This window comes from Rhodococcus sp. UFZ-B548 (assembly GCF_903819475.1).
Taxonomy (GTDB): Bacteria; Actinomycetota; Actinomycetes; order Mycobacteriales; family Mycobacteriaceae; genus Rhodococcus_F; species Rhodococcus_F erythropolis.
The window spans coordinates 1-19926 of record NZ_CAIJDS010000022.1; the positions used below are offsets into that span (position 1 = coordinate 1).

Sequence of the window (19926 nt, forward strand, 5' to 3'; positions counted from 1 at the left end):
GACACGCCCACAGTTTCAGGACGAGTGGTCGTACACCACTCTGCTGGACTCAACCTCGGCAAGAGTGAGGAAATCACTGTCCAACGCCTGATCGACTGTCATTTGTTCAGACTAGTGGCCGAGCGCCCGAAACACAGGCGTCGGCGAGAATTCGATCAGGCAGGCGCCTGAACCGCGGTCAACCGGGATCGCTTCCGCAGAACGAACCCCAGCGATTCGTAGAGTCTGATCGCATTCGTATTCGATTGCACTGCATGGAGAAACGGCAGCTCGCCGCGTTCGCGAATCCCGGCGGCTACGGCACGGATCAGCGTCGTACCCAGGCCTCGACCTCGGAAGTCGCTGTCGGTGCACACCGCACTGATTTCCGTCCATCCCGGAGGGTGCAACCGCTCCCCTGCCATGGCAACAAGTCTTCCGTCGACGCGAATGCCGTAGTAGCTCCCCATCTCGACGGTACGAGGAAGAAACGGTCCGGGCTTGGTGCGCTCGATCAACGCCAGAATTTCGGGGACGTCGCCCCTTCCGAGAAGTTCGACCGATGGATCAACGGAGACATCGAGTGCTGAACCGTCCATCTGCACCGAGCCGAACTGATCCACAACGCGCCACCCTTCCGGCGGCTGATGATCAAATCCTCGTAAACCTACTGTGCCGCCTGGACCTACGAGTGTGCGTAGGTTCTCCCAGTCTTCGGCGTCCAACTCGGGCGGATGACCGACAAACGGAGCGACTGTCGGGTCGTATCGCGCAACTCTCCCTGCCCAGCGAGCGAATTGCGCATGATGTCCGCGAAGACCTTGTCGCACAGGATCGTCCAGTGGATGGATGTCGACATCCGTGTCAACAGTCTCGACAAACGACGCCAGGGTCGCCTCCGTGGTCATCGAACCTCTTCCTATCCAAGTCTTCCAGTGATGGAGGCGACCGAAACTCCCCGCCCACCTCGATCACAACGCTAGGAACACTTGCTGTCGTAGTCGCCGGATAGAATCAAGATGATTCTGACTTCCGCCCCACGCCCGGTGACGACCACGGTTCGAGGGCAGATTCTCACAAAGACTTTCGTCGCGACATCTACACCAAACGAAAGGCTGTTCGCCATGAGCCACTCCGACCCGATCAGATCTGCATTCGACCAGCTACCTCTGAAGGAAATGGACGCAGCGACGCTGGTCTTCGCGATCGAGAGCGCCGTCGACGAGATGGCTCTCCCGGGTGAAACCTTGCGGCTCGCCATGGAGGTCGCGACCCTCGCGCACCTCGATCAGTTCAGAAAGAACGGAATCAAGTCAAACGAGGATCCCTACATCGTTCATCCCCTACGAAATGTGTTGCGGCTGCTTCGGTACGGGTGCTCTGATGTCGAGATCCTGAGCGCAACCGCGCTTCACGACACGGTCGAGGACCGACCACACGCCGTCATCGCACTCCTCGGTGGCCGGACTGCGGACGACATGTCTGCATCCGAAGCGCAAGAACGTGCGTCAACACTCATCGCCTCGCACTTCGGCCACAGAATCTCCGAACTTGTTGAGGCAGTGACCAATCCAATCGACTACCCGCACGACAACACCACCGGCTACCAGGATCACGTCATCCGCGCGATCGCGGATCCAGCAGTGTTCCTCGTGAAGTTCAGCGACTTCGTCGACAACGCGGGAAGCGTGAAGTACCTGAGCGAGACCGACAGGCTGAGGCTGGTCACGAAGTACGAACCACTCGTGGAGCACTTCAAGCGGGCTTCGCTTGCTCTCGCCAACGCATTGCAGCTCCCTCCCGCAGGACTCGACGCGATCGCACAGCACATTGCAACCATCGAAGGCGATTTCTCGAATACGGTCCGAGGGGACATAGAAAATACTCGCCAGTAGTACCGATCAGTAATAATCGAGCAATCGGGAGAATTCTCCGAATGCGTGATTTTGTTACCAGTGAGTATTCACTTTCTTGCCAATTTCATTACCATCGTGATCCGTGTCACAGGGTCGAATTCGATTGCACTGCAATGATTTAACGCTATAAGTGTAACCGTGGTTCACGTTGACTAATATTCTTCAATTCGCCCAGGTGACATGAGCGTCGACATACTGCATTCTTAGATAAACCAGGGATTCCCTGGAAGCAGACACAATATGTTGCTGATTCGTGATTGGAGCGGTTCTGAGTCCACGCCTGCAGGGTGGCGTACAAGGCACGCCGTGCCTGAGCGCAGGGGACTCTACGAACCGGAAGGGCAATCACTTGCCGACGCGCAACCGGGGGAAACACAGCGCATCGCGGCGTAGTTCACGAACCAGGTAATCCGGGTATGTGGGACACGGTCGGCTCATATCGCAACGTACGTGACGAAGAATCTCATCAAGGACGGTGGCAGTGACAATGTTCAAACGAATCGCAGTGGTCAATCGAGGTGAGGCCGCGGTCCGGCTGATCAGGGCTGTACGCGAACTGAACGCCGAACACGACTACGGCATTCGCGTCATTGCACTGCACACCGAGGCCGAGCGCCGCGCCATGTTCGTCCGCCAGGCCGACGAGGGTGTGACCCTGCGCGGCACCGGCACCGGCAGCCCGTATCTCGACTACGCCGAACTCGAGCGAGCACTCCTCGCAGCCAAGGCCGACGCAGTCTGGGTCGGCTGGGGCTTCGTGGCCGAGGATCCCGCCTTCGCCGAGATCGTCGCGAAACTGGGCATCACATTCATCGGCCCGAGCGCCGACGCGATGCGCCTGCTCGGCGACAAGGTTGCCGCCAAGATCCTGGCCGAGAAGGTCGGCGTACCTGTCGCCCCGTGGAGCGGCGGACCGGTCGAAACGCGCGCCGACGCTCGTCGTCATGCTCAGTCCATCGGATACCCCCTGATCATCAAGGCCCGAAGCGGCGGCGGTGGACGCGGTATCCGCAAAGTCTGGGCCGAAGACGAACTCGAAGTTGCACTCGAGCGCACGCAGGGCGAAGCAGAGCGGTCCTTCGGCGACCCCGTCGTCTTCCTCGAACGCCTTGTCACCGATGCACGCCACGTCGAGGTACAGGTCATCGCCGACAACCACGGCAATGTCTGGGCTCCGGGCGTTCGCGACTGCTCGATTCAGCGTCGCAACCAGAAGGTCATCGAAGAATCCTCCTCCCCCGTCCTGACCGAAGAACAGTCCGACCACCTCAAGAAGGTGTCCGCCGAACTGGTCAAGGCAGCCGGATACCAGGGCGCAGGCACGGTCGAATACCTCTACCAGCCCGAGAACAAGCTCTTCACGTTCCTCGAGGTCAACACCCGCCTGCAGGTCGAGCACCCGATCACCGAGGTCACCACCGGAATCGACCTCGTCAAACTGCAGATTCTGGTCGCCAGTGGTGACGAATTGGTCGGTGACTGCCCGCCCGCATTCGGCCACGCCGTCGAAGCCCGTCTCAACGCCGAGGACGCGGACAACGATTTCGCGCCGGCACCCGGCACGGTTCAGCTCCTCAAGTTCCCGCTCGGCTCCGGCATCCGGGTCGACACCGGCATCGCTGCCGGGGACGTCATTCCGCCCGACTACGACTCGATGGTCGCGAAGGTCATCGCCTGGGGCCGCAACCGCTCCGAGGCACTTGCGCGCCTGCGTACCGCCCTTCGTGAAACCACAGTCGTACTCGACGGCGGCACCACCACCAAGTCGTTCCTCCTCGATCTACTCGATCGCGACGAGGTCATCTCGGCATCCGCGGATACCGGCTGGCTCGACCGCACGGGCGCCCTCACCGGAACCACGCGCCGCGCGGACGTCGCACTGATCGCCACCGCCATCGATGCTTACGACGCCGAGGAGTCCCTCGAGCGTGCGGCCTTCCTCGCCTCGGCACGTGGCGGCCGTCCCCGCGCCAATCACGCGATCGGCCGTACCGTCGAGCTCAACTACCAAGGTCAGGCATACAAACTGACCGTCGGGCGTATCGGCCCGCACCGCTACCGCGTCGACGGAGACGCCGGCGACATCGAGGTCGACGTCGATCGTCTCGGCGACTTCGAGTCACGGCTGGTGATCGGTGATCGGCGCTTCCACGTCGTTTCCGTCGTGAGCCCGGCTCGCTATCTCGTCGAGGTCGACGGCATCAGCCACCAGATCAGCCAGGACGACGCCGGAGTGGTCCGCGCGCCGGCTCCCGCCGTCGTGGTGGCTGTACCGGTCGCGGTCGGCGACGACGTCGAAGCCGGCTCCACCCTGGTCGTACTCGAATCCATGAAGATGGAGACCGCAGTTCGCGCACCGTACGCGGGCAAGGTGCGTGAAGTTCTCGCTACCGTCAACTCTCAGGTCGATGCCGGCGCGCCGCTCCTGCGCGTCGACCAGGTCAGCGAGGAAGCTGTCACGGAGAAGGCTCCGCGAGTCCAATTCGATCTTCCGGCAGCAACTTCCGGTTCCGACGCCCGTGACGACGCGTTGGCACAGCTCGAAGCACTGACCGCGATGATCAGTGGCTACGACGTCAGCGGTAAGCACGCAAACGCTGTTCTGGCCGAGTACGACGCACTTCGCAGCGCACTCGAATCCGAGGACCGCGAACTGGTACAGGCCGAACTGGCTGTGCTGACCACCTTCGCCGACATCTGCGAACTCTCGCGCAACAAGCCCACCTCGGGTGAGTCCGCGAAGGACGAATCCGTCCACAGCCCCCGCGAGCACTTCCACACCTTCCTGCACTCACTCGACTCCGAGCGCGAAGGTTTGCCGGCGTCGTTCCGCACGAGACTCGAACGGGCACTTCGCCACTACGACGTCACCGATCTGGAAGATCGCCAGGCCGTAGAGGAAGCGGTGTACCGACTCTTCCTGGCTCTGCAGCGCATGGAAGCCCAGATCCCGGTCATTGCAGCACTTCTCGAAGGCTGGCTCGTCGGCGACAAGGCTCCCGGTTGCTCGGCTCAGGAGCTCAACGAGGTTCTCGATCGACTCATCGTCGCGACGCAGGTCCGCTACCCCGTCATCGGCGACGTCGCCCGCAACCTTCGCTTCCGGTTCTTCGACGAGCCGCGCATCCGCAAGGTTCGCGAAGACGTTTACGACGGAGTACGCGGCAACCTCGCCTACCTCGAAGAGCAGCCGGACGCTGCCGATTTCGACGAGCGAATCGCCAACCTCGTCGCCACTCCCGAACCGCTCCTGGACCTGTTGGGTCGAAAGATCGGCCTTGGCAACCGCGATGGCGGCCCTCTACTCGAGGTCATCACGCGTCGCTACTACAAGATTCACTCCTTCGAAGACGTCCGCGTTTTCGAGCACGTCGACCGCCGTTTCGTGACCGGTAACTTCGACCTCAAGGGCGACGGGCTGCATCTCGTCTCGACGGTGGCCGAATTCGACGCTCTCGGAACGGCTCTCGACGATGTCGCTACGATCGCGCAGGATGCTCCATCCGGTCGCGGCCTGGTAGTCGACATCTACCTCGACTGGCCGAATCAGCCCGCCGACGGCGACACGCTCGTCGAGACGCTGCGCACCGAACTCTCGCGCAACGAGACGATCACCCGGTCCCGCCGCGCGACTGTGATCATCTGCAATCCGAATGGGGAGCCGGTCCGCTGGGTCACCTTCCGCCCGATCGACGGTGAACTGGTCGAGGACAACATCATCCGCGACATGCATCCGCTCACGGGTCAGCGTCTGGACATGTGGCGCCTGAAGAACTTCAACGGCAAGCGTCTGCCGGCTCCGGAGAACACCTACCTGTTCCACCTCTCCGCCAAGGAGAACCCGAAGGACGAGCGCCTGATCGCTCTCGCGGAAATCCGTGACGTGACACCGCAGCTCGACGACGAAGGTCAGATGGTTGCGCTGCCGGCCATCGAGCGCACTCTTGCCGCCTGCCTCGACGGCATCCGCCGTGCGCAGTCCCAGCGCGGGGACAAGCGTCGACTCGCAGCCAACCGCGTCGTGCTCTACGTGTGGCCGGTCGCCGACGTTCCCAGCGAACGCTTCTCCGTGATCGCCCAGAACGCAGCCCGACTGACCGTCGGCGCCGGGCTAGAGGAGATCACACTCATCACCCGCCTGAAGGACCGAAAGGGTGGCGCGCCCAAGGAAGTTGCGCTGCGATTCTCCTACCGCGCAGGTGCCGGTGTGGTCATCAACAAGACCACGCCTCCCACTGAACCGCTGCTCCCCCTCGACGCGTACGCCCAGAAGGTCCAGAGTTCGCGGGCACGCGGCACGGTGTACCCGTACGAGTTGATTCCGCTCCTGACCGGCACCAAGGGCACCTTCGTCGAGCACGACTTCGACGAAGCGGGCGTCCTCTCACCTGTCGAGCGTCCGTACGGGCTCAACAAGGCCGGCATCGTCGTCGGCCTCGTGAACACTCCGACGCCGCGCTATCCCGAGGGAATGACCCGTGTCGCGCTCTTCGGTGACCCCACCAAGGCGCTCGGTACCGTGGCCGAGGCCGAATGCTCACGCGTGGTCGCTGCCATCGACCTGGCCGAGAAGTTGAACGCTCCGGTCGAGTGGTTTGCGCTGTCCTCGGGTGCCACCATCTCGATGGAGAGCGGCACCGAGAACATGGACTGGGTCTCCCGTGGCCTGCGCCGGATCATCACCTTCACCCAGAACGGCGGCGAGATCAACATCGTCGTCACGGGAATCAACGTCGGCGCTCAGCCCTACTGGAACGCCGAAGCCACCATGTTGATGCACACCAAGGGCATTCTGGTGATGACCCCGGACAGCGCGATGGTGCTGACCGGCAAGCAGTCACTCGACTACTCCGGTGGCGTGTCGGCCGAAGACAACTTCGGTATCGGTGGTTACGACCGCGTCATGGGCCCCAACGGCCAGGCGCAGTACTGGGCCCCCGACCTCACTGCGGCGTGCGAGATCCTGTTCCGTCACTACGCACACTCGTACCTCGCTCCCGGCGAAAGGTTCCCGCGTCGCGCAGCGACGACGGACCCCGTCGATCGCGACGTACGTAGCTTCCCGCACACCCACCCGTCGAGCGACTTCGAGACGGTCGGCGACATCTTCTCCTCGGCGAAGAACCCGGATCGCAAGAAGCCCTTCGACATTCGCACCGTGATGCGGTCGGTGGTCGACCAGGACCACTCGGTTCTCGAGCGTTGGGCCGACATGGCCGGCGCCGACACCTCGGTCGTTCTGGACGCGCACCTCGCCGGACATCCGGTCACAGTGGTGGGCATCGAATCCCGCGCGATCCCGCGTAAGGGTCACTTCCCCGCCGACGGTCCCGACACCTGGACGTCGGGAACGCTGTTCCCGAACTCGTCGAAGAAGACGGCCCGCGCGATCAATGCTGCGAGCGGCAACCGTCCGATCGTGGTGCTGGCCAACCTGTCCGGCTTCGACGGTTCACCGGAGTCGCTGCGCAACATCCAGCTCGAGTACGGCGCCGAGATCGGCCGCGCCATCGTCAACTTCGACGGACCGATCGTGTTCTGCGTCGTTTCCCGCTACCACGGCGGCGCGTTCGTCGTATTCTCCGGTGCGCTCAACGACAACATGGAAGTTCTTGCTGTCGAAGGTTCGTTCGCCTCGGTACTCGGCGGCGCCCCCGCCGCCGCAGTGGTCTTCACCCGTGAGGTGAACACCCGCACCAACAACGACCCGAAGGTGCAGCAACTGGAAGCAGACTTGGCAGCAGCCAAGGACGACACGGAGAAAGCACACCTGCGCGTCGAACTGAACGCTCAGCGCATCGCCGTCCGCTCCGACAAGCTCGGCGAAGTGGCATCCGAATTCGAAGCGATCCACAACATCCAGCGGGCCCGAGAGGTCGGCTCGGTGGATGAGATCGTCCCTGCCGCAGAACTGCGTCCGCAGATCATCGCAGCAGTCGAACGCGGCATGAAGCGCGCACTCGCGCAGTAAGTTTCTCCGCACGTCGAGCGGTCCCGCGAAATGCGGGGCCGCTCGATTTGTGTCCGGACCGCGCCGGCTTCAGACGCCCTCGAGCGCCTCTCCGATCTCTTCGAGGACGTGATTGTGCTGCTCTGTTGCGAGCAGATGCCCCGCCGCGATGGTGACTGCCACGGGCCACTCGATGATCTCGAACGCAACCATCAGTCCCATCACCGCAAAATAGGCGATCTGCTCGGGTCTCGGAACCGGAATGGCACCGACGATCGGCAACTCCAATTCGAAGGTCCGGGCCGAACGGACGGATTCGACTACCGCGCGGTGGTCGACGGGGTTCGTGTGGTCGACGGTGTTCTGGGACATGTCACGATTCCTCAGGATTCATCTCGGGTCGCCCGGGAGTTCGGCGACGTGCCACTTCCAGCAGCGACGCTCACAAGCGTGTCCGATTCACCGGTTTCCGCTTCTTTGATTTCCACGCTGTCGCGAGCGCTGACTCCCCCGGTTCGGGAGGTGTACGCGGTGCTCGTCCGCGTCGGGATCTTGCGAATCGTCGACTGACCTTCCGCGCTCTCCTCAGTTCCAGTCTCCTCAGTTGCGGCGATCCGCTCCAACACCCGCGGAGCCAGCGCCGCCAGCAGCGTCGCCGCCGACGCACAGCCCACTGCTTGGCCCCACCCAATCGGACCGAGCGGCGTGCAACCGAGAAATTGGCTCACCACCGGTGTGCTGACGAGCGTCGCCAGCGCCGCAGCGGACCCGGCAACGGTTGCGACCACCAGCGGACTGCGCGATTCGAGCAGCGTCTGCCCCAGTTGGGTGCCCACCAGGGCAACCAACGCCACCGTCGACGCTCGCCGCCGCCTGCCGCTCGTCCGGGCCATAAGCCACGCTGCCAGCGCACCGATTGCCGTGGCAGTGCCGCGGACAGCGATCGTCTGCCACAACGCATGAGTGTCCATCTGTTCGGACTTCTCGGATCCGTTCTCGGACGGGGTGCTCACCGCAAGCGCAGCAGCGGGCAAGGCGTCCGTCATCAGATTGACCAGTAGCAACTGCCTTGCGTTGAGCGGTGATTCGCCGGACAGCGCAGAACCGATCAGAGCGAATGCGACTTCACCCGCGTTGCCTCCGAGCAAAACCCCCACCGCTGATCTGACCCGCCGCCACAATTGACTGCCCTCGTCCAATGCGTCGGTCAATCCGCCGACACGGCCGTCGAGGAGCACGATGTCTGCGGCGCCGCGCGCCGGATCGCTGTCAGTCGACGCCACCCCGATTCCCACGCTGGAAACTCGGATCGCCGCAGCATCGTTCGCGCCGTCACCGACCATGGCGCACACGCGCCCGTCAGTCTCCAACGCTTGCACGATCTCGACCTTCTGCTCGGGTGTCACGCGCGCAAAGACGCTGCTGCCGCGGACGGCGTTCCGTCGTTCTGCGCGAGAGAAGTTCTCCCAGTCCGGACCGGTGACCACGTCCTCACGCGCCACATCCATCCCCAGTTCGGTGGCGACCGCCGCCGCTGTTGTCGGATGATCCCCGGTCAGCACGCGCACTTGCTGTCCGTTGCCTTGAAGTTCTCGAACAAGTTGCGTTGCTTCGGGTCTCAGCGTGTCCGAGAGTCCGAGAAGGCCGACCGCTTCCAACCCCTCGGAGCAACACTGTTCGAGAAATTCCGAGTCCTCCGCAGCGCGTCGCGCATCGTGTTCCGACAACTCGCGCTGTGCGACGGCAACCACCCGCAGTCCGCGTCCGGCCATGCTCTGAACGTGGCTCGCCGACACAGCATTCGGATCCCGCCCTGCCTCCGCCACGAATTCCGGTGAACCCTTCAGTGCGATCCGTCTGCCCAGTAGGGCTGCCGAGTACGGCCGCCCAGACCTGAACGGAACGAGGTTGAGCGCGTCGGCATCACCGAAAACCCGAGCCTCGTCCAGAGCTTGTTCGGCTGCATCGACGACGGCGGCGTCCGTCGAATGAAACACGCGATCGTCGCGACTTCCCAGAGCACTGCGCGCCGCAACTTCCAAAATCTCACTTTCGCCCCAACCGTCGACGCGTTCGACCGCGGCCACCCGTAGCTTGTTCTCACTGAGGGTTCCGGTCTTGTCGAAGCAGACCACGTCGACACGCCCGAGCGCTTCGATCGAACGTGGAGCACGCACCAACACTCCTGCTGCAGTGAGCCTTCGAGCTGCCGCCTGCTGAGCAAGGGTCGCAACCAGAGGCAATCCCTCCGGCACGGCGGCCACGGCAACGGCCACGCCTCCGGTGACGGCGCGGCGCAGACCGGTACCACGAATCAGACCCGCGACTGTCACCAACGCTCCGCCGCCGATACTGGCCGGCAGAGTCGCCCTGGTGAGTTCGCGCAGTCTGTTGGTCAGGCCCACAGCAGGTCCGGATCGGGATACACCGACATCGGCGCGCCTGGTCACCGTTCGAGCTCCGGTGGCCGTGACCACGCCACGACCGGAGCCGGCAAGCACTGTTGTCCCGGCATAGGCCATGCACCTTCGCTCGGCCAGGGGCATCCCAGGGGTCGGGTCGGTCTGCTTGTCGACGGGCATGGACTCCCCCGTCAACGACGACTCGTCGACTTCCAGCGATTCGGCGATCAACAGTCGACAATCGGCGGGCACGATGTCCCCGGACTCGAGGGCCACGACGTCACCGAGTTCGAGCGCGTCTGCCGCAGTCTCGACCTCGCCAATGTTGGTTACTCGCCGAGCTACCGGTTCCTGAGTCCGCAAAAGTCGCTGCACTGCCCGTTCCGAATGAAGTCGTTGAACAGCGGACATCGCGGCATTGCCGACCAAAACCGAACCGACCAGGACGGCGTCTACCGGTGAACCGAGGACTGCACTGGCCGCCGAGCCGGTTGCCAACACCGGCGTGAGTGGATCCGCCAATTCTGTTCGCAACGCCGACAATCCGTCACGGATCAACCTGAAGCGTGCGGGCGCTCGCACACGAGCGTCGGCGCGCTGCGGCGTATGCCGGACGGATTCGGCGAGTTCGCGAACGACAGAATCACCGTCCATCTCATGCCAGCTATCGCTCGGAGCACCGACAGGGGCGGGAGCCTGAATCACAGATCGGGACAGGGTGTATCCGGTCCACAGTCCCGCGGCCGAACCAGCCGTGACCGGCCCCGGCCCAGCCCCTCGAATTCCCGGAAGCATAATCAAGGCACCCAATGCCGAAGAACCCGAGGAGAGTTCGACGCCGCGCCTCGTCGCTGTTCGGGCAGCCGAGAGCGCATGGACGACCCGCCACGCCCCGGCCAAGTCGGTGTGGATGTCGGCACTCACGTGCTCGCCACTCGGTGGTGAAATCCCGATGCGTAGCACTGCCTGCCCCGCTATCGCCCTACTCGACACGATCGCAACTGTCCGACCCTCGGCCACCAGTGCCGAGAGAGCTTCGCGCAGGCCGGCTTCGGGAGTCGATGGCGCCGGATAGAGCTCGTCGAATCCGCTTCGCAGTGATCCGAGCCCGTCGTCGTCGATCGTGGCCGCTGCGACTCCGCTCGCGCGTATCTCACCTATCAGTGATTCCGCCAACCCTTTTCGCACCGGTCTTACGACAACTTCGGCGCCGTCGATGCGGTGTCTTCCGACCCCGAGCGAGCCGGCGTCAAGCGCTTCCCTGGCATGTGCCCACACCACGACGCGGTCCGACTCGGACACCTCTCGTATGTCGGAAACCCGGAGCGCGTCTTCGAAAAGGACACTCGGATCGACGAGGACGGTATCGACACGATCGAGCATGCGTAGAGCCGCGGGGTCCGAAACGGCGACGTGGTGCGTCCGGCACAGACCGTATGACAAACCAGCAGCGAACGATTCGCGCGACATCCGAAGCGGCCGCGGCGCCGAAACCTTGATGCTCGTCGCAACGGTGTCACCGCCGGCAGACACAGTAGCCAGTGCAGCCCCAGCCGCCAGCTGAACCCCAGCGATCCTGTCGGCATAACGCTCCCCCGGACCACTCGGGTCACGCCTCGTGGAAGAACCGCGAGCGCCAGGTTCGAGTGGCCACACCAGCCGAGAGTTTCGCGCCGCCAGAGTTTCGCGCAGCAGCATCGTCCGCAGCCCGAAATCCACACCCAATGACGCAGGCGCATAGGTCAGAACATCCGCGAACGACGTCGCCGACTCCAATGCGAAGTCGGTGAGCGAACGGCCAAGGCGCTGTTCGATTCGCCGACGCACCCGGGGTTGATAATTGATCGCCGACGCCGCCGCCGAGACATAGGCGGAACCCGGCATTCGCGGCGCACGAAGAATCGATCCCGCTGCTGCAGGAATCATCCCGACGCCCGCCAGCGCAAGAGTGCCGGTCCGCAGCGCCACGTCACTGACAGCGGTTCGCGGAATCGTCGAACCACCGACCAACGCCAGACCCGACAACGCCAGGCGCGGCGGCAAAGTTGCCACCGACACCGCACGCCGGGCCATCGCTGAGAACATCAGTGAGTGGATCGAGTGTGCGAAGAACTGTGAGTTCGATCCTGCGACCGACTGGCCGCCTTGTGGGAGTTTCCGCTCGATTCCTTCTTTGCCGGTTCCGTCTTGGTCGCGCGCCCAACCGCCTTGACCGCACGATCGGGCCGCGCGCTCTTGCGATCCCATTCGTGAAGTACCAGGGCCGTGCCGCCGACCGCCAAGAGCACCGGCCACTCCACCAATCCCGCCGCGCCGACGGCGGCCATCGTGAGAACCGCGGTCGGCGTCGAGGAACTACCCGCACGAATTCCGTCTCGGACGCCCTCCGCCGTTCCGCGTATCCCGCCCGTCACTCCACCGATCACTCCACCACCGACGGCTCCAGCCACCGTCGTCGTTGCGTCTGCCACACCACGAACGACGCGGGTGGCTTCGTCGACAATCATCATCGGACGCTCCTATCAGCAGTCCATCGAAGAATTCAGTATTTGAGGCCATACCCAACACCGACGGCGGCAATCACGATCCGATACATTTTTCGGCGAACCTGGCGAGGGCGCGCCATCGTCAGCGCCGTGAGAGGGTACGGTGCGGGATGCAGCGACCACCTTCATCGACGGGAGTTCCACACAGTGGCGATCATCGGAAATTCGGACCTCGACATCTTCCGACTTAGCTTGGGCGGCAACCCTTTCGGATGGACAGCAGACGAGAAGACGTCCTTCGAGATCCTCGACTCGTTCGCCGAAGCCGGTGCAAACTTCATCGACACCTCCGACTCGTACACGGCGTCGGCTCCCGGCAATTCCGGCGGGGAATCCGAAACGATCATCGGGAAATGGATCACCGATCGGGGACTGCAGAACGACATCGTCGTCGCCACCAAGGTGGGTAGCCATCCCGATTTCAAGGGACTGAAGGCCGACAACATCGCGGCCGCAGCTGAGGCGTCGCTGCAGCGCCTGCAGACGGACTGCATCGATCTGTACTACGCACATTTCGACGACCCGCAGACTCCGCTCGAGGAAACTCTCGAAGCCTTCAATGCGTTGGTCGTCGCGGGCAAGGTTCGCTATCTCGGAATCTCCAACTACAGCCCCGACCGCGTCCGGGAGTGGCTGCGGATCACCGAGGAGAACGGGTACGCCGCGCCCATCGCGCTGCAACCGCACTACAACCTGGTGCACCGCAAGTCGTACGAACCCGAACTCGCGCAGATCGCCACCGACAACAACATCAGCGTCTTCCCGTACTTCGCTCTCGCTTCCGGCTTCCTGACCGGAAAGTACAAGACCCGCGCGGACATCGAAGGCAGCTCCCGCGAACGACTGACCGCCGGATACTTCAGCGACGCCGGACTCGACGTCGTCGCGGAACTGGCAACAATCGCGCAGGCACACGACAGCGAGATCTCGACCGTCGCGCTGGCCTGGCTGCTGACTCGACCTGGCATCACCGCACCGATCGCGAGCGTCAGCCGGCCGGAGCAGCTCCCGGCGCTACTGGACGCCCCGAATCTGGTGCTGTCGTCGAATGAACTGGACACTCTCGAACGGGTGTCGGCGGCAGTCGGCGCCTGAAATCAGGCAGTTTTGAGATGAGCGCCGAGGGCCGTGTTGTTGATCGTCCAGAACGACCAGCCGTCATGGCTCTCGGTGTCGCCTGAAATGTGACCGGTCACGGCATTGGCGGCCGCGGTCGGATCAGGGAATCGGCGGCCTTCCATCGGTCCGCGCATGATCTCGACGACCTCGGTGCTTTCGTCGAAGCGTCCGACCCAGCGGTATCCATGGCAATCAGCCGTCATCTCGAGGCGATTGTCGACAACTTCGATCTCCTCGACACCGCTGGCGCGACGCTTCTTCGCGGCGACCGGCGACGTCTTGCGCTTGGTCGCAACCGGGGCCTCCACGTAAATGCTCGGATCCTTGACCGCGGCCAGGCCCAGCGCATCCCAACGATCGTGACCGTGTACGACGCGTCCGCGCGGAATCGCGTGATGTCCGGTGCGATTGCGTCCGGGGCTGTCCATGATCCACAGGTCGACCTCGGCACGGATGTCGTCCGCGACCTCGTTGGAGGGCAGCATGAAGAACTCGTGCGGGTCTGCAGCCAGGTCGACGAATACCCAGAACTCGGAGCGCGTGTCGTCGCTCTCGAGCGACTCGTCCTGACGCCTGGCCTGCCAGTCACCGTCGAGCTTGGAACGCACTCGGACGATTCGGCTGATGCCGTCTGCGCCCGTCACCTCGACGGGATTACGACGTGAGTGCGTGAGGCGGACAGCCTTGCCCCCACGCTGCGTAGCTTCGGAAATGAACGCATTGATGCCGCGGCTTGCGGTGTCTTCCATGATCGACCTGTCTCGAGCGGGTACGCCCGCATCACCGGATCGGCATCGGGGTCGAGCAAAGAGCGAATTCTCGGCCTGTTCTTCGATCGTGCGGCCGGTCAGTACCTTCGACCTTACAGCTCCGGCGACAGCCTGACTACGGCGCCCGACGCTCGTTCCCGGAGGTCAGCAGTGCAATGTCCCCGTAAAGAGCCGCCCGGTGAGCGAACATCAGTTCTTCCACACCGTCGAATTGATCCCCGACGTAGTGCGTGTTGGCAGCCGAAAGTTCACGTGAACCAGAGCGCGCGAGGAGGTCGTCGATCCGGCTGTCGAGGCTCGCTGCATGCGCAACCGCACGCTGCGAACTCAACTGATCCTCGGCCCGTGCGACCAGGTCACCGATCCGCGCGAGCGCCGCGACGCGCTCGACCAGCTGGTCCCAGACCGTGCCGAGCGCTTCCCTTCGCGAAGCGATTCCGGCTCGCGTTCCCTCGTCGCGTGCCAGCGCAGCCGCGTCGTCCAGCTCTGCGAGTATCGAACGCAGCGCTACGGTATCGACCGCGATCTGCGTGATCTCGTCTGCCAAGTCCAGTTGATTACGTTGAATGACGAAGTGATCGGAATGCCACGCGCTGGAACTCTCGATCCGGTCGAAAAGATTCCCGGCGAGGTAAAGCAGTGCGTCGTACTCACCGGCGCGTCCTTCGGGTTCGGAATCGACCAGTCCGTCGAGGACTTCCGCGATACGTCTTCCGGCATCGGCGATGACACCGGTTCCCTGGACCTTCCCGAACTGGGCGGCGAGTTTGTCGAGTGCTGCGTTTCCACTGCTGGCCACGACACCGAGACCCACCGGCAGCTTGGCTGGAACCGGCGTACAGGTGAGCCCGGCAAAGAGAGCCTCGCGCTGCTCGACGTCGAGATGGAGACCGTCGCGGCGGTCCTTGCGGATGGCACGGACACTGCTCGCGAAGTGACGATTGGAATGCACGATCGCCGATCGCATCGACTGAACGCGCTTGTCCAGCGTCTGCACCCGCCGTTCGAGGACAACCTGAACGGGACCGATGCGTGTCGCGAGCAGTCGACGCCTGGTGCGGGCCAGCTCGTCGGTGAGATACCTCAACTCCGAAAAGCCGCCGATCTCCGGGAACGAACGTCCGACACCGCGCCGGTTCGCCAGGATCGACCGCGTCGACTCGTCCGCATAGCCGCCGGCGATCAGCAATGCGACATCATCGGACAACTCCGGCCGGTTCGACTCGACGGTCCCCGCCGCACACCACTCCCTGACTCTGGTGGAGATGAGCGTTCGCCGTTCGGTCACCGACGCCACGACAAAGACGTCGCCATTTCCGTCTGCCATCTCACGGCCATCCGTCATCTCACGCCTCCTGCTGGGTGCCGGTTACCACTGTTCCAGAATCTGCCGACACGCGCCCGACCCCTGCTCCCGAAGCCGACGCACCTCTGCCATACCGTAGGCGGGTGACCTCCCTGCGATCAGACGCGCAAGCAGGTCACTCGCGCGCACCGCGGACTCCTCCAGCGGTTCAACCACTACTTCCCGATCTCGCGATCGAACAACTCCAGTCGTTGTTGCAGGTACGTTCCTGGACGCTCGCGGAATGGTTCGCGATGGCCGACCAACGCGGATTCCTCGCGCCCGCGGCCAGTGTTCCGCTCTTCATGGAAGCCGCGCTGAAGTATCCCGAGCACCGCGAGGCGCTCCTTCGCCTCGCCGGTCGACGCGGGCAGTACCTGGCGGAGCAGAATCCCGATTGGGCCCAATTGCGGCGGATCGGGTCACGCCGGGACGAACTGTGGCTATCGCCCGATCCGAACGACCGTACGGCCTGGTTCGATTACATACGTACGGTCGACCCGGAACTGGCGAGCGAGGAGCTCGAGATCGCCTGGGACGACGAGCCCACCGCAAACCGCCTGCACTTCCTCGATCACCTCGAGGTCGGACTGGGTGAACACGATCACACCCTCCTCGAGCGTGCACTCGACGATCCAGCCGTGCGGGTTCGTGAGCGTGCAATTCAACTACTACGGCAACTCCCCCGATCTCCTTTTGCCTCTCGCATGGTCACTCGGGCTAAGTCGTGGGTCCGGCTCGAGACGAAGCCGTTGCGACCGCGCCTTGCCGTCCGATTGCCGGGCTCGCTCGACGACCTCGCATTTCGTGACGGCATCGAAGACGTCCACTACAAGAACAAAGGCATCCGGCGCTGGTGGTTACGGCAAGTCGTGACCGCCACTCCACTGACGCTGTGGGAATCGATGGCCGGTTCGCCACGCGAGGCCCTCACCATCCCCATCGAGAAGCAATGGCGCACCGTGATGATCGAATCATGGACTGCTGCAACAGTTCTTCAGAAGAACACAGCGTGGGCGTCGGCATTTCTGGAGCGGGATGGGCGCACGACCGACCGGAGAATCGTCGCCATCGCGGACCCACGCGAGCGCGTCGAATACATCGTTGCCGGCCACGCGGACGAATACCTTCTGGGCGTCGACGGCAGCGCACTACTCGACGGCATCGACCGTCCATGGCCCCTGGCCGTCGCCGAGAAGTTGTTGAATGCATTGGAGAACGAAGCGATGGAGCATGCTGCAACGGGTGAGGACTTGGGCATTCACTCGCGACACAGTCACTTTTCCACTCTGCGAAGCGTGCAGGCGCGCTTCCCTTTCGACGCCGTACCGCTTCTGCAGGACGCGGCGGCACGAACGAGTGACCCCGGGTGGCAACAAGCATTCACCGACAGCGCCGTCAACATCGAGCAGCGCCAACTCCGCTTGGACGTTCTACGTAATCACCACTGAACGACAAAGGGGCCGCATCCCTCGAACAGAATGCGGCCCCTGTGTCGATCGTGAAAGATCAGACCACGCTGACCATCTCGTGATCAGCCACACCGGCGGCCAACACCCGGAGGTGATCTTCGGTGCTGCCGAGGGTGTGCTCGATGGCGACGAGACGGCTCACGTAGTGACCCACCGGGTACTCCGCGGTCATACCGATGCCACCGTGCATCTGGATCGCTTCCTGGCCGATGAGCCGAGCCGAACGCCCGATCTGCAACTTCACCCGCGAAGCGATCACCGGATCGACGACGCCGTCGGCAAGGGACATCGTTGCGTACAGACTCATGCTGCGTGCCAACTCGAGCGAGACGTACAGGTCGGCGGCGCGGTGCGTCAGCGTCTGGAACTTCGCGAGCGGAACTCCGAATTGCTTACGCGTCTTGAGGTATTCGGTGGTCAGGCGTAGCGCCTCTTCCATCGCTCCGACAGCCTCGGCACACAGCGCGGCCTGCTCACGGATCTGCGCGGCCTGGATCAGAGCAGAAGCGTCACCGCCGTCACCGAGTGCTTCGGCCGGAGTATCGGTGAACTCGATCTGCGCACCGCGCAACCCGTCGTGAGTGGCGTAGGACTTGCGTACCAGGCCGGAGGCATCGCTCTTGACGAGGAACAGTCCGACGCCACCGCCGGGGAGCGCAGCGCTCACGACCAAGATGTCTGCAGTCGCGCCGTGGCCAACGGGATTCTTGATACCGGTGGTGGTCCAGCCGCCCTCGACCTGCGCCGCCGCGGTGGCCCGTTTGGTTGCCGGCCAACGGATTCCGGGTTCCTGATCGGCGAACGCGAGGAACGTGGTGCCCTCGGCCACTCCGGGAAGAATCGACGAGCGCTGCTCTGCGCTGCCGCCTTCGGAGATGAGCCCGCCCGGCGTCACGACCGCGTCGAGTAACGGTTCGGGGGCCAAGCGTCGACCGATCTCGGTCATGACCGCACCGATTTCCACCGGGCCCGCGTCCATGCCGCCGTCGTCCTCGGAGAACGTCAGGCCGAGCAAGCCGACCTCGGCCAACTGCTTCCAGACCTGCGGACTCCACCCTGGATCGGAGTCGATGATCGCGTTGCGCTTTTCGGCGTCGTAGCTACGCGAGAGGAGGTCCTTGGTGGTGTCGCGGAGAAGCTTCTGCTCGTCGTTCAGTTCGAAGTCCATGCCACGCCTCACAATCCGAGGATCGAGGAGGCGATGATGCTGCGCTGCACTTCGCTCGATCCGCTGTAGATGGATACCTTGCGGTAGTTCAGGTACGTCGGGGCGGTGTGCTGCGCCCAGCTCGCGGAGGCGATGTCGCTGCCCGCGTCGTACGGCAGTGAATCAGGGCCGGCCACGTCCATCAGCAATTCGACGCTCGCCTGCTGCAATTCGGAGCCACGAAGCTTGAGCAGCGACGACGCCGGGTTCGGCTGGCCGTCAGCGGAACTGGCGACCACCCGGAGCTGAGTGAGCTCGAGGGCAAGCAATTCGTTTTCGAGTTCGGCGAGGCGAGCAGCGAAGAGCGGATCTTCGAGCAGGGTCCCGTTACCGACCTTGACCTCGGCAGCGCGGGCCTTGGCCTGGGCCAGACGAACCTTCGAGAAACCGACACGGGTGACACCGGTGCGCTCGTTGCCGAGCAGGAACTTGGCGTAGCCCCAGCCCTGGTTCTCTTCACCGACCAGGTTCTCTCCCGGAACGCGGACGTCCTCGAAGAACACTTCGTTGACCTCGTAGCCGCCGTCGATCAGCTTGATCGGGCGGACCGTGACTCCAGGCGTCTTCAGGTCTACGAGGATGAACGAGATACCTGCCTGGCGCTTGGGCGCATCGGGATTGGTACGCACGAGGCAGAAGATCCAGTCGGCGTACTGTCCCAGCGTCGTCCAGGTCTTCTGACCGTTGATGACCCAGTCGTCGCCGTCGCGGACCGCGCGAGTCTTGAGCGAAGCAAGGTCGGAGCCGGCCTCGGGTTCGGAGAATCCCTGGCACCACCAGATGTCGAGGTTCGCGGTCGCGGGAAGGAACTTCTCCTTCTGCTCCTGCGAGCCGAAGGCTGCGATGACCGGACCGACCATGTTGGCGTTGAACGCCAACGGTTCGGGGACCGACGCAAGCTGAAGTTCGTCGAGCCAGATGTTGTGCTGGACCGGGGTCCAGTCCTTGCCGCCCCACTCGACCGGCCAGTGCGGTACCGCCAGACCGTGAGCATTGAGGATCTGCTGCGCCTCGACCATACGGTCGCGCCCCAACTCCTCGCCGTGGGCGTACGCCTCCCTGATGTCCGCGGGGATTTGCGTACGGAAGAACGTCCGCATCTCGTCGCGGAACGCTAGTTCCTCGTCGGTCAATGCCAGGTTCATCGGGATTCCTTCGCACTCGAAACCGGATTCATGTTCGGTTCGACCGTACCCCGACGACCATGGAGGCGGAACAGG

At 63.6% G+C, this 19926-nt stretch carries 12 protein-coding genes; 4 read left to right on the forward strand and 8 right to left on the reverse strand.

Going from position 1 to position 19926, the window contains the following annotated elements:
- Positions 1–155: 155 nt before the first annotated feature.
- Positions 156–887 (reverse strand): GNAT family N-acetyltransferase, encoded by a 732-nt coding sequence (locus H7C86_RS19240; RefSeq protein WP_084325852.1) that lies wholly within the window; start codon positions 885–887, stop codon positions 156–158.
- Between the two features lie 216 nt (positions 888–1103).
- On the opposite strand from H7C86_RS19240, the gene H7C86_RS19245 reads away from it, so the two are divergent.
- Complete coding sequence (locus H7C86_RS19245) at positions 1104–1874, forward strand: HD domain-containing protein (protein ID WP_019749288.1); 771 nt, start codon at positions 1104–1106, stop codon at positions 1872–1874.
- Positions 1875–2382: 508 nt separating this feature from the next.
- Positions 2383–7866 (forward strand): carboxyl transferase domain-containing protein, encoded by a 5484-nt coding sequence (locus H7C86_RS19250; RefSeq protein WP_182262099.1) that lies wholly within the window; start codon positions 2383–2385, stop codon positions 7864–7866.
- A 69-nt stretch (positions 7867–7935) separates the two neighbouring features.
- Here H7C86_RS19250 and H7C86_RS19255 read toward each other — a convergent pair whose 3' ends face one another.
- From H7C86_RS19255 to H7C86_RS19265, 3 genes are read right to left on the reverse strand one after another with little or no spacing between them, the layout of a single operon-like run.
- Positions 7936–8217, reverse strand: a complete 282-nt coding sequence (locus tag H7C86_RS19255; RefSeq protein WP_020970168.1) for a hypothetical protein — start codon at positions 8215–8217, stop codon at positions 7936–7938.
- A gap of 11 nt (positions 8218–8228) precedes the next feature.
- Positions 8229–12332 carry a cation-translocating P-type ATPase gene (locus H7C86_RS19260; protein ID WP_182262081.1) on the reverse strand — a complete coding sequence of 1368 codons (4104 nt, stop codon included), beginning with the start codon at positions 12330–12332 and terminating at the stop codon, positions 8229–8231.
- Positions 12332–12757, reverse strand: coding sequence for a hypothetical protein (locus H7C86_RS19265; RefSeq protein ID WP_029255779.1), 426 nt, complete (start codon positions 12755–12757; stop codon positions 12332–12334). The genes H7C86_RS19260 and H7C86_RS19265 overlap by 1 nt, the downstream gene beginning before the upstream one ends.
- A 183-nt stretch (positions 12758–12940) precedes the next feature.
- On the opposite strand from H7C86_RS19265, the gene H7C86_RS19270 reads away from it, so the two are divergent.
- Entirely contained in the window at positions 12941–13888 is a 948-nt protein-coding gene (locus tag H7C86_RS19270) for an aldo/keto reductase (RefSeq protein ID WP_007732210.1), read from the forward strand.
- Between the two features lie 2 nt (positions 13889–13890).
- Here H7C86_RS19270 and H7C86_RS19275 read toward each other — a convergent pair whose 3' ends face one another.
- Complete coding sequence (locus tag H7C86_RS19275; protein ID WP_019749294.1) at positions 13891–14661, reverse strand: hypothetical protein; 771 nt, start codon at positions 14659–14661, stop codon at positions 13891–13893.
- A gap of 136 nt (positions 14662–14797) precedes the next feature.
- Positions 14798–16027: a hypothetical protein gene (locus H7C86_RS19280; RefSeq protein ID WP_047888028.1), complete on the reverse strand. Its 1230-nt coding sequence runs from the start codon at positions 16025–16027 to the stop codon at positions 14798–14800.
- Between the two features lie 104 nt (positions 16028–16131).
- Here H7C86_RS19280 and H7C86_RS19285 point away from each other — a divergent pair, with 104 nt between their 5' ends.
- Entirely contained in the window at positions 16132–17478 is a 1347-nt protein-coding gene (locus H7C86_RS19285; protein ID WP_080910921.1) for a DUF5691 domain-containing protein, read from the forward strand.
- Between the two features lie 58 nt (positions 17479–17536).
- Here the strand turns inward: H7C86_RS19285 and H7C86_RS19290 are convergent, their stop codons facing one another.
- On the reverse strand, positions 17537–18667 hold the full coding sequence (locus H7C86_RS19290; protein WP_182262082.1) for an acyl-CoA dehydrogenase family protein: 1131 nt from the start codon (positions 18665–18667) through the stop codon (positions 17537–17539).
- Positions 18668–18675: 8 nt separating this feature from the next.
- Entirely contained in the window at positions 18676–19851 is a 1176-nt protein-coding gene (locus H7C86_RS19295; protein ID WP_007736177.1) for an acyl-CoA dehydrogenase family protein, read from the reverse strand.
- Between the last annotated feature and the right edge of the window lie 75 nt (positions 19852–19926).

Coding starts and splice junctions, on each gene's coding strand:
- H7C86_RS19280 (WP_047888028.1), bottom strand. CDS start 16,027: ATGACGGATGGCCGTGAGATGGCAGACGGAAATGGCGACGTCTTTGTC.
- H7C86_RS19240 (WP_084325852.1), bottom strand. CDS start 887: ATGACCACGGAGGCGACCCTGGCGTCGTTTGTCGAGACTGTTGACACG.
- H7C86_RS19265 (WP_029255779.1), bottom strand. CDS start 12,757: ATGATGATTGTCGACGAAGCCACCCGCGTCGTTCGTGGTGTGGCAGAC.
- H7C86_RS19275 (WP_019749294.1), bottom strand. CDS start 14,661: ATGGAAGACACCGCAAGCCGCGGCATCAATGCGTTCATTTCCGAAGCT.
- H7C86_RS19260 (WP_182262081.1), bottom strand. CDS start 12,332: ATGTTCTCAGCGATGGCCCGGCGTGCGGTGTCGGTGGCAACTTTGCCG.
- H7C86_RS19245 (WP_019749288.1), top strand. CDS start 1,104: ATGAGCCACTCCGACCCGATCAGATCTGCATTCGACCAGCTACCTCTG.
- H7C86_RS19290 (WP_182262082.1), bottom strand. CDS start 18,667: ATGGACTTCGAACTGAACGACGAGCAGAAGCTTCTCCGCGACACCACC.
- H7C86_RS19250 (WP_182262099.1), top strand. CDS start 2,383: ATGTTCAAACGAATCGCAGTGGTCAATCGAGGTGAGGCCGCGGTCCGG.
- H7C86_RS19295 (WP_007736177.1), bottom strand. CDS start 19,851: ATGAACCTGGCATTGACCGACGAGGAACTAGCGTTCCGCGACGAGATG.
- H7C86_RS19255 (WP_020970168.1), bottom strand. CDS start 8,217: ATGTCCCAGAACACCGTCGACCACACGAACCCCGTCGACCACCGCGCG.